This is a genomic window from Gordonia asplenii, from assembly GCF_012933505.1.
GTDB lineage: Bacteria > Actinomycetota > Actinomycetes > Mycobacteriales > Mycobacteriaceae > Gordonia > Gordonia asplenii.
This window is the reverse complement of sequence record NZ_JABBNB010000020.1, coordinates 108877-117708: the sequence shown is the minus strand read 5'-3', so window position 1 is coordinate 117708 and position 8832 is coordinate 108877. Positions and strand designations below refer to the sequence as shown.

Here is an 8832-nt window from a genome sequence, read left to right as displayed (position 1 = left end):
CAGAAGGAAACAGCAGCGGCGGCGGCGGTCGGCGTCGACCGTCGACAAACAACGCCGCCGCCAACAAGAACGCGACGCCAACCGAGCCGAACGCGAAACCGCTGAAGCCACGCACGCGGCCGCCGCCGAACACGACCGCGGCACCGGCGAACCCGGCACATACTGGCGGACCCGCTCCCACCATCCGAGTCCCACCAGGCACACCCGTGACAACGAACCGTTACCGCAATACGACGACACCCCACCACCCTTCTAGACCAGACACCACACATGCGGCGCTCAAACCGAACGTGACGGCCCACCCACAGCCTGCCACTGACCCCAGCACCGCGAGCCTCCCGAAGACGGCCAAAAGTGCTGCGGCACAGTTGACCCCGCAGGGGTGAGGGGCCTCGAGATGCGCCCGGCTCGGCCAGCGCCTCGCCAGGCACTCGACCACCCGCGGGACGGCAGTCGCTCGCCTTCACCGCGAACATCAACCTCACCATGAGTCACAACGAATCGTTGCGCGCTACCGAGACTCGCGGTCCCGACTCAGCCGGCAACCTCACCAGACCCCTCGTTACACCGAAGCTCGTACCTCGCTTCGGCACTCGGGGAGCAGAGGGTTGCGACACAAACAACGCCGCCGGAAACGCGAACAATATCGAGCCGAACGCGAAACCACCGAGGGCGCGCACGCAGCCGCCGCCGAACACAACCGGAGACCAACCGGCGAGCCCGTCACGTACCGGCCGCCCCCCACCACAAATCCCACTAGCAACACCCGTGACAACGAACCGTTACCGCAGTACAACGACACCGCACCGCCGCCATCTCCGCACAATGCGATGTGCGCCAACCTGATTCACTCAACCGGCCCCGTGCAATCGGGCACTATCGATCTCGGAAGCACTCGATCCGACGACGGGAGGCCCTGTGAAGGCATTCGTCGCAGTCACCGACCTCGGCTGGTACCAACATCTTCTCGCCACAGGGCCGCGGCACGACGAAGTCAACTTCTGGTTCCCGAGCCCCCGGCCAGGTTTCAAGGCTCTCGCCTACGGCGATCCGTTTCTATTCAAGACGCACATCGACCGGCGCAGCCCGATCCTCAGCAACCGCATGGTTGGCGGTGGCCGATTCTCGGGCTTCTCAGTGATGACGATCGACGAGGTATGGGACCTGCTCGGACAGCGCAACGGCGTGGGGTCGCTTGCCGAACTGTCCGAAAAGATCGGCCACTACCTCAAGCGGCCCCTGGGCAGATTCGAGGATCCCGAAATCGGCTGCGTGTTCCTCACCGACGCGGTGTTCTTCGATGTAACGCAAACCCTTTCCGCTCCAACTGATTTCGCGTCCAATCTGGTACGCGGACGCGGCTACAACGTCGACGACGTTCCAGAGAATCATTCCGTCGTCGAAGCCGTGCTTCGGTGTGAGACCGAACGTAACTCAGGTCCCACCATCCTCTCCGACATCATGCACGGCGATCCCACTCTCGTTATTCCGCGCATCGGGCAGCAAGCGTTCAAAGCGGTGATCGCCGAGAACTACCACCACCGCTGTGCGATCACCGGCGACAAGGTCCGTCCCGTGCTCGAGGCCGCCCACATCCAAGCGGTATCCGCTGGCGGCCAACACCGCGTCGACAACGGCCTGCTCCTGCGCTCCGATGTACATACACTCTTCGATCGCGGCTACCTCGCGGTCGACCTCAAGCACCGACTCCGAGTGAGTCCCGCGTTACGCGAGCGCTTCGGCAACGGCGACTGGTTCTACGCGAAGGAAGGTACCGCCATCGCAGTCCCCGACCGTCGCATCGACCGCCCCAATCGAGAGTTCCTCGAATGGCACAACGACGAGGTGTTTCTATCAGCCTGACGCCGATCGTTCCGGGTCAATACCAGACCTTCCGTCCCCTGACCGGCCTCCCGACGTAGCCCAGTAGCCAGAACACCAGTCCGATCACCACCAGCGCGACGCCGATGTAGGTCAGAATCGCGATGCCGAAAATCCATCCCAGAATCAGCAGTATCACTCCGACGAGAATCATTTTCCTACTTCCTCTCTTCTATTCGGCTCGCTCGCTGATGCTCGCGGCGCCGTCGACGGGCGGTCACTTGCTCGGCTCGGGAATCCGCACGTTGCAATCCTTCACCTTCGGGTTGAGTCCCATGTAGTTCAGCGGCCCGCTGATGATCGTGAGTGCGATGGTTCCCGCTGTGGCACAGTTGGTTTCCTGGCTGCTGAAGTAGTCGCGCTGTACCGCGGCAACCACTCCGATCACTAACCAAATGACTACGACGAATCCTAGAATTCCGCTGCCGCGTCGCATTGTGACCTCCGCTTGTCCGAACGAGTTCCGCCATATGGCAGAAACACGGCATACCCGGGCACCGCTGATTTCAAACATCGGTCGTCGAATTGCCTTCCGCAGCATTCCGAACCAGGGCATACCGGCCCGCCGACGTCGCACACGAGCCGCGCTGGACCGGCGAACGATCCTCGTTGATCATTTCTCGATCGCTGACCCACGACGCCGTGACATGCTTGACGGACCGGCTTCACCGCGGAAGGACACCGTCATGCACACCTGGCCACCCGACGAACTCGCCATCCTCGCCGACTCCGAGGCACTCACGCTGCGCACCGGCGCCGACCACAAATCCGGCGTCGACGTCGGCATGGTGCTCGTCGACGGCGAACTGTACGTCCGCGGCTTTCACGGCACCGGCACACACTGGTATCAGGAAGCGCTGACCGACGGCGTCGGGCGGATCGCCGTCGGCACGCTAGCCCGAGATGTGACGCTGCAGGCTGGGCCCGGTCCACTCGCTGAGATCGACGCCGCGTACCTCGCGAAATACGGCAAGGCCGCGGCAATCGTCGAGAACGCTCAGGCCCGTGCCGCGACATTGCACATATTGCCGGTGAACTGACCCCGGACGCACCCCTACACCGACGTCAGCTCTGCCGACACGGTCCACAGCCGATCGACGACTCCGGCATCCTTCGCCTGCGGATTCATCGCGAAGCCCGCGCGGTTTCGATGAAAGTAGACTCCGTTGACGGCCGGGTCGGCGCCCAAGCGGGCCAACCGGATCAACGGTTGTGCGCCCTTCTCCGGACTGATCGCGATGACGTGGCGCAGCGGGGTGCGATACATCAGTCCCCACCCGAGCGAATCGCGTCCGAAGCTCGACGCCACCGCACCCGGATGGACCGCGGCCGACACGATGCCGGCGTCGGACCAGCGCGTCGCGATGCCGTTGGCGAACATGATGTTCATCAGTTTGCTCACTCCGTAGACGCAGATCTCCGGACGGCGTCGGCGACGAAACTCCAGATCATCGAAATCGACTCTGCCGTAAAGATTTCCGATGCTGGAGGTATTGACGACGAGCGCCCCGCCCGCCGCCGCCAACTGATCGTGCAGAAGGTTGGTGAGCAGAAACGGCGACAGGTGGTTGATCTGAAGATTCGGCTCATGCCCGTCCCCGGTGATACCGCCCGGATCGAAGATGCCACCCGCGTTGTTGAGCAGCACGTCGACTCGATCGGTCTTCTCGGCGATCTGCCCGGCGAGCCGCCGGACGTCGTCGAATCGCGCGAAATCGGCGGTGAACGCCGTCGCGCCGGTGGCCGCGGCGACCGCAGCGGTCTTGCTCGCCGACCGCCCGACGATCACCAGGTCGACGTCGGGGCCGGCGAGCGTCCGCGCGGCAACGGCGCCTATCCCGTCACTCGCACCGGTGATGACAATGGTCCGCCTGCTCATCGAATCTATTCCCTCCACAACGCTTCTTGGGCCGTCGACGCGATCCGCACACCGTCGCGGTTGACGATCGCACCGCGTACCAGTCCGCGGGCATTGCCCGTGGTGACCGGAGTGATGTCGTACGAATGCCACTCGTGCGGATCGAACGGGCGATGAAACCAGATCGAATGGTCGAGGCTCGTCGCGAACTTCGACGTCCCCAGCTCGGCCAGGTCGGTACCCGGCGGCCGGGCCGCCGGGACCGGACCGATGTCGGACAGCAACGTCAGCACGCAGTAGCGCAACAGCGGGTCGTCGTCCACCGGTAGGCGGCTGCGGATCCAAAAGGGCGGCAGCACAAAGGGTTCCGGGTCGTCGGGCCGGCCGCGCATCTCGAAGTCGACGGTCAGCGGAAAGCTGGTACCCACCTCGACCGAGTCTTCCAGCGCGAGCGACGGTACCGGCGGCGTGTGCCCGTCGGTACCCGGTTCGGGACGGTGGAACGAGCAGATCATCTCGAAGATGGCGACGTCGTTCTGCTCGACGGTGACACGCCGGGTGGCGAACGACTTTCCGTCGCGCACCCGCTCCACGCTGAGCGTGACGTCGACGCCGTACTGGCCGCCGCGGATGAAATACGAATGCAGCGAATGCGGCAACTTCTCGGTGTCGACGGTCGCCCCGGCCGCGGCCAATGCGCGGGCGGCGATGAGGCCGCCGAACAGCCGGCCGTTCGCGCTTGCACCGGGTGTTCGCGCGGTGAACGTGTCGCCCTCGCGGGTGAACGACATCAGTTCGGCCATCCGACTACTCGTCGCTCCCGCTGATTCGGTTTCGGTCATCGTCTGAGCTTGGCAGATCGATGTCGACGCCGCACACGGTGGTGTCGCCGCACACGCTCAGCTCAGCAGGTCCAACGCTCGCTCGGCCAGCATGGCGGGACGTCGAGTCAACAAGTCCATGTCCACACCGTCGGTGTCACCCATCGCACCCGCGGTGTAGCGGATCAACACCCCTTGGGCGATGCAGGCCAGACGCCACAGCGCGAACGCGTGGTAGTAGTCGATCTGCGCGGCGTCGAAACCGGTGGCACGCTCATAACCGCTGATCACCTCGGCCGGAGTGCAAAACCCCGCCTCCGGCGTCGGCGCCCAACCGAATACGTCGGCCGACGACCACGACGCGACGAGCCAGCCGAGGTCGGCGAGCACATCGCCGAGGGACCACAGTTCCCAGTCGAGGATGCCGGTCACCGCTCCCGACCGGTCGACGAGGAGGTTGCCGAGCCGGAAATCACCGTGTACGACGCCGAAGTACCGCTCCGCGGGCCGGCGTTCGACGAGAAGCCGATGGGCACGTGACCAGTCCGGCGTCACCGTTCCGATCTTCTCGATCTGCGACGACCAGCGGCGCAACTGCCGTTCGAGGTAGCTGCCGGATCGTCGGAATTCGTCGAATTGTGTTGTGGTGCAGTCGACTTGATGCAGATCCACCAACGCTTGCACGGCGCTGTCGGAGATCGTGCGGCAGTGCGCGGCGTCGAAGACGTCGGCGTCGGCGTCGGCGGCCAGCACGATGCCGGGCACATGGGCCATGACGTAGAAGAGCGCGCCGGTGACCGCCGGGTCGTCGCACAGCGCCACCGGTGCGGGCGTCGGCGCCGGCGACGAGGCGAGCAGACTCAGGATCGACCACTCGCGCGCCATGCTGTGGGCGGTCGGGTCGGTCGAGGTCAGCGGTGGCCGGCGCAGCACCCAACGGTTGCCCTCCGCATCGCCGACGCGATAGGTGAGATTCGAGCGGCCGCCCGCGAGCTGGGTGAACGTCAGCGGCGCAACCGAATCCGCGACATTGTCGGCGAACCAGGCCGACACCGCGTCGACGTCGACGCCCGCGGGTGCGGGAGATGGCTGTGGCATGGGTCCACCATGCCACGGCGCCGCGTCGGCGATGGCGTGATACTTGTGGGTCATGATCCTGCTGCTGGTCACCGCACCCGCGCTGCTGTGGGCCGTGACCGAAAAGAAGCTGCGCGCCTATTCGGTCACCGGCCCGATCCTGATGACGGCGCTCGGCGCGACCATCGGGTCACTCTCCTCCGACACGGCCGAGGGCTTCAATTCCCATACCGCGCTCACCGTCGCCGAAATCATCCTCGCGCTGCTGCTGTTCACCGATGCCATCGACGTGCGCGGCTCCCTGCGGTCGCATCTACAGCCGGTGCCGGTCCGCCTCCTCGCGATAGCGCTGCCACTGTCGCTGATCCTCGTGCTGGCGGTCGGCTTGATGCTGCCCTTCCAACTGTCCGCCGCGGCCGTGCTCGCGATCGCGTGCATCGCGATCCCCGCCGACTTCTCGCCGGAGACCTCCCTGGTCCGTAATCGACTGATCCCCGAACGTGTCCGCAGTTGGCTCGCGATCGAGAGCGGCTACAACGACGGGCTCGTCACGCCACTGCTGCTCGCCTCGCTCGCACTGAGCGCGACGTCGCCCGACAAGGGCACGCAGGTAGTGACCGCGTTTCTCGACGCCGCACCCGCGGGTGTCATCGCGGTCGGAGTGGGTGCGGCGGTCGGATCGTTGCTCGGACTCCTGTTCCGCACCGCGCTGCGCCACGAATGGGCCGGCAGCCAGAGCATCCGGATCGGCATTCTCGTGGTGCCGGTGTTCACTTTCGCCGTCGCGGTGGCAGTGCATGGGAACGGATTCGTCGCCGCGTTCGTGTGCGGCATCGCATTTCGGATCGCGCTCGGCGAATTCGACGACGCCGCAGATCATTTCCGACTCACCGAGGATGTCACCGAGTTCGTCAATCTCCTGCTCTGGCTGGCGTTCGGCGTCGCCGCCGTGACATTGATCGGGAACTCGTTCTCCTGGTGGCCCGCCGCGGTTCTCGCGATTTTCGCCCTAACCATCGGCCGTGCCCTGCCGGTGGCGGTCGCGTTGATCGGCACCGACACCTCACGACGCGATCGACTGTTCATGGCGCTCATGGGGCCGCGCGGCGCGGCGTCGATCGTGTTCGGACTGATCGCGTACAACTCGCTGCCCAAGCACGACGGCTACCCGGTGCTGGTGGCGACGTGCTTCGTCGTCCTGGGCAGTCTGCTCTTGCACGGCGTCGCAGCCACCTGGCTGACGCCACGGGTCTATCGACGATGACGGGTCACTTGCGCAACGTTCCATTCCGCCACCGGTATTTCACCAGTGACGCAATCACTTTCGGCGCCACACCGAGGAGCCGGACACTCGCCAGCGGCGAATCGCTGTGCCGGACGTCGAGGTAGGAGTACATCTGCTGGCGCACCACCAGCCCGTCACGCAGTGTCCAGATCTCGGTGCCGAATTGGTTCTGCGCCCCGCCGAATCCGCCGGTCCAGGTCAGGACGACGTTCTCGGCGTCGGCGCACTGCACGGTCTTGCGCACGTGCAGCCCGAGTTCGCTGCAGACGCTGACGAGTTCGATGCTCGCCGCGCGGATCGCGTCGATGCCCTCGTGCTTGTCGTAGGCGCCGTCCATGATCCATTCGGCGACGGCGTCGGCCGCGAACAGCGCGAGCAAATCGTCGACGCGGCTCTCGTTGGTGATGGCTTCGACGTCGGCGGCGAAGGTCGCGGCGTCGGCGGGTGAAGTGTAGGTGGTCATGAACTATCCTGTCTGAGTTGAGTTTTGGGTGATCGGCCGCGGTTGCGGGTCAGGCCAGTGCGCCCGCGACCTCGCGGGCCACGCGCTCGCCGGATTCGATTGCGCCTTCGATGTAGCCCGCGTGTTCGCTCGCGGTCTCCGTTCCGGCCCAATGCACATGGCCGACGGGTTGGGCGGAGATCGGGTAGTAGCCGTCGTCGTGGCCCATCAGCGGCAGCGCCGAGTACCCACCGCCCGCGAATTCGTCGGTGTGCCACGACTTCTCATACCAGTCGACGGGCTTGCAGATATCGGCGCCGAGCCGCTTCGCCAACGGTTCGAGCAGCGCGGTCCGACGCTGCTCCTCGGTGAGGTCATCGAGGGCGCGCGCCTGCGGTCCGGCGACCAGGATGCACAGATGTCCGGGCCCACCGGGCGGCGTCGTGTCGAAAACCGCTGCGCCGGTTCCCGCCAGGGTCACCGCTTCGGCGTCGGCGACGTCGCGCCAGAAGGGAGTGTGGTACACCGCGATCGCCTTGTAGACCGACCCCATGTACATGGTGCGTTCGAGTTCGGCACGCTGTGCGGGCAGCTCGGGGCGGTGGACGATCCGGCGCGCCATCGGCGGCGGCACGGTAACGACCACCTTCGCGGCACGGATCTCGCCCGACGACGTCTGCAGCCTCACCCCCGAATCGTTGCGGTCGATGGCCGTGACCGCGGTGTCGAGCAGCACGCGGTCGCCGAGCTCGGCGGCGACGGCCCGAGCCAAGTGGCCGGCTCCCTGGACCACCAGACTGTCCTGCGCGCCACCCGACGTCGCCATCATGGTGGTCAGGCCGCCCTGATACTTGATGAACGACGCGAAGGCGTGCATCGACAGTTCGTCGAGCTCGGCACAGGTCGACACGGAGACCAGGACCTCCAACAGCCGCCGGGCACCCGCACCGGGCACCTTCGAAATCCATTGCTGCACAGACTTGTCGCGCCACCGGCTCGGTGCGCCCACCTTAGCCGCGATTTCCCAGGCCACGAGTACGGCGTTGGCGACCAGCGACGTCGACGATGCCTGGCCCACCTCCTTGTCACCGTCGAGGATCGCGGGACGTTTCGGGGTGTGCATGGCGTAGGTGCTCGCGCCCACTTCCGCGGCGAGCGCCTCGAACCGGTGGTGTCCGTGTCCGATCCATTGACCGCCGAGGTCGACGGTCGAGCCGAGTGACGTGGTCACCGCCATGGTTCGGCCACCCACTCGCCCGGCCGCTTCGACGACGAGAACGTCGACGCCGCTGCGCGAGAGTTCACGGGCCGCGATCAGCCCGGAGATGCCCGCGCCCACGATGGCGACCGTGGTCGATCGGTGCGGCGTCGAGGCGGGAACGGATGCGTCGGTCATGAGTCACTCCCAAAATTTGTCGGTCAACCGTATGAGAAATACTAAGCCGACTGTGACCCAGAACGCAACGGG

General features: G+C 65.7%; 11 protein-coding genes. 4 read left to right on the top strand and 7 right to left on the bottom strand.

What is annotated here, in order from left to right; genetic code table 11:
* Together HH308_RS29570 and HH308_RS30485 are read left to right on the top strand one after the other, a co-directional pair.
* Positions 1–256: hypothetical protein (locus HH308_RS29570; protein WP_211188591.1), on the top strand; the 256-nt coding region annotated here is incomplete at its 5' end.
* A gap of 662 nt (positions 257–918) precedes the next feature.
* Entirely contained in the window at positions 919–1863 is a 945-nt protein-coding gene (locus HH308_RS30485; RefSeq protein ID WP_170195707.1) for an HNH endonuclease, read from the top strand.
* A gap of 16 nt (positions 1864–1879) precedes the next feature.
* Here HH308_RS30485 and HH308_RS18525 read toward each other — a convergent pair whose 3' ends face one another.
* The gene (locus tag HH308_RS18525) at positions 1880–2035 is read right to left on the bottom strand and encodes a hypothetical protein (RefSeq protein WP_170195706.1); all 156 of its coding nucleotides are present in this window, start codon (positions 2033–2035) and stop codon (positions 1880–1882) included.
* Positions 2036–2098: 63 nt separating this feature from the next.
* The gene (locus tag HH308_RS18520) at positions 2099–2317 is read right to left on the bottom strand and encodes a hypothetical protein (protein ID WP_170195705.1); all 219 of its coding nucleotides are present in this window, start codon (positions 2315–2317) and stop codon (positions 2099–2101) included.
* A 250-nt stretch (positions 2318–2567) separates the two neighbouring features.
* On the opposite strand from HH308_RS18520, the gene HH308_RS18515 reads away from it, so the two are divergent.
* Positions 2568–2921: a DUF2255 family protein gene (locus HH308_RS18515; protein ID WP_170195704.1), complete on the top strand. Its 354-nt coding sequence runs from the start codon at positions 2568–2570 to the stop codon at positions 2919–2921.
* 14 nt (positions 2922–2935) lie between these two features.
* On the opposite strand, the gene HH308_RS18510 is transcribed toward HH308_RS18515, so the two are convergent.
* From HH308_RS18510 to HH308_RS18500, 3 genes are read right to left on the bottom strand one after another with little or no spacing between them, the layout of a single operon-like run.
* Positions 2936–3760 (bottom strand): SDR family NAD(P)-dependent oxidoreductase, encoded by an 825-nt coding sequence (locus HH308_RS18510; RefSeq protein WP_170195703.1) that lies wholly within the window; start codon positions 3758–3760, stop codon positions 2936–2938.
* Positions 3761–3765: 5 nt separating this feature from the next.
* Positions 3766–4581, bottom strand: a complete 816-nt coding sequence (locus HH308_RS18505; RefSeq protein ID WP_170195702.1) for an acyl-CoA thioesterase — start codon at positions 4579–4581, stop codon at positions 3766–3768.
* A 57-nt stretch (positions 4582–4638) separates the two neighbouring features.
* Entirely contained in the window at positions 4639–5658 is a 1020-nt protein-coding gene (locus HH308_RS18500) for a phosphotransferase family protein (protein WP_170195701.1), read from the bottom strand.
* Between the two features lie 52 nt (positions 5659–5710).
* Between HH308_RS18500 and HH308_RS18495 the strand changes: the two genes are divergently transcribed.
* The gene (locus HH308_RS18495; RefSeq protein WP_170195700.1) at positions 5711–6901 is read left to right on the top strand and encodes a cation:proton antiporter domain-containing protein; all 1191 of its coding nucleotides are present in this window, start codon (positions 5711–5713) and stop codon (positions 6899–6901) included.
* A 4-nt stretch (positions 6902–6905) separates the two neighbouring features.
* On the opposite strand, the gene HH308_RS18490 is transcribed toward HH308_RS18495, so the two are convergent.
* Together HH308_RS18490 and HH308_RS18485 are read right to left on the bottom strand one after the other, a co-directional pair.
* Positions 6906–7385: a nuclear transport factor 2 family protein gene (locus HH308_RS18490; RefSeq protein ID WP_170195699.1), complete on the bottom strand. Its 480-nt coding sequence runs from the start codon at positions 7383–7385 to the stop codon at positions 6906–6908.
* A gap of 49 nt (positions 7386–7434) precedes the next feature.
* A complete protein-coding gene (locus tag HH308_RS18485) occupies positions 7435–8760 on the bottom strand; it encodes a flavin monoamine oxidase family protein (RefSeq protein WP_170195698.1) in 1326 nt (441 codons plus the stop codon).
* Positions 8761–8832: the final 72 nt, after the last annotated feature.

What these genes read in the sequence shown, in the direction of transcription:
- HH308_RS18525 (WP_170195706.1), bottom strand. Translation starts at nt 2,035, where the DNA reads ATGATTCTCGTCGGAGTGATACTGCTGATTCTGGGATGGATTTTCGGC.
- HH308_RS18520 (WP_170195705.1), bottom strand. Translation starts at nt 2,317, where the DNA reads ATGCGACGCGGCAGCGGAATTCTAGGATTCGTCGTAGTCATTTGGTTA.
- HH308_RS18515 (WP_170195704.1), top strand. Translation starts at nt 2,568, where the DNA reads ATGCACACCTGGCCACCCGACGAACTCGCCATCCTCGCCGACTCCGAG.
- HH308_RS18510 (WP_170195703.1), bottom strand. Translation starts at nt 3,760, where the DNA reads ATGAGCAGGCGGACCATTGTCATCACCGGTGCGAGTGACGGGATAGGC.
- HH308_RS18505 (WP_170195702.1), bottom strand. Translation starts at nt 4,581, where the DNA reads ATGACCGAAACCGAATCAGCGGGAGCGACGAGTAGTCGGATGGCCGAA.
- HH308_RS18500 (WP_170195701.1), bottom strand. Translation starts at nt 5,658, where the DNA reads ATGCCACAGCCATCTCCCGCACCCGCGGGCGTCGACGTCGACGCGGTG.
- HH308_RS18495 (WP_170195700.1), top strand. Translation starts at nt 5,711, where the DNA reads ATGATCCTGCTGCTGGTCACCGCACCCGCGCTGCTGTGGGCCGTGACC.
- HH308_RS18490 (WP_170195699.1), bottom strand. Translation starts at nt 7,385, where the DNA reads ATGACCACCTACACTTCACCCGCCGACGCCGCGACCTTCGCCGCCGAC.
- HH308_RS18485 (WP_170195698.1), bottom strand. Translation starts at nt 8,760, where the DNA reads ATGACCGACGCATCCGTTCCCGCCTCGACGCCGCACCGATCGACCACG.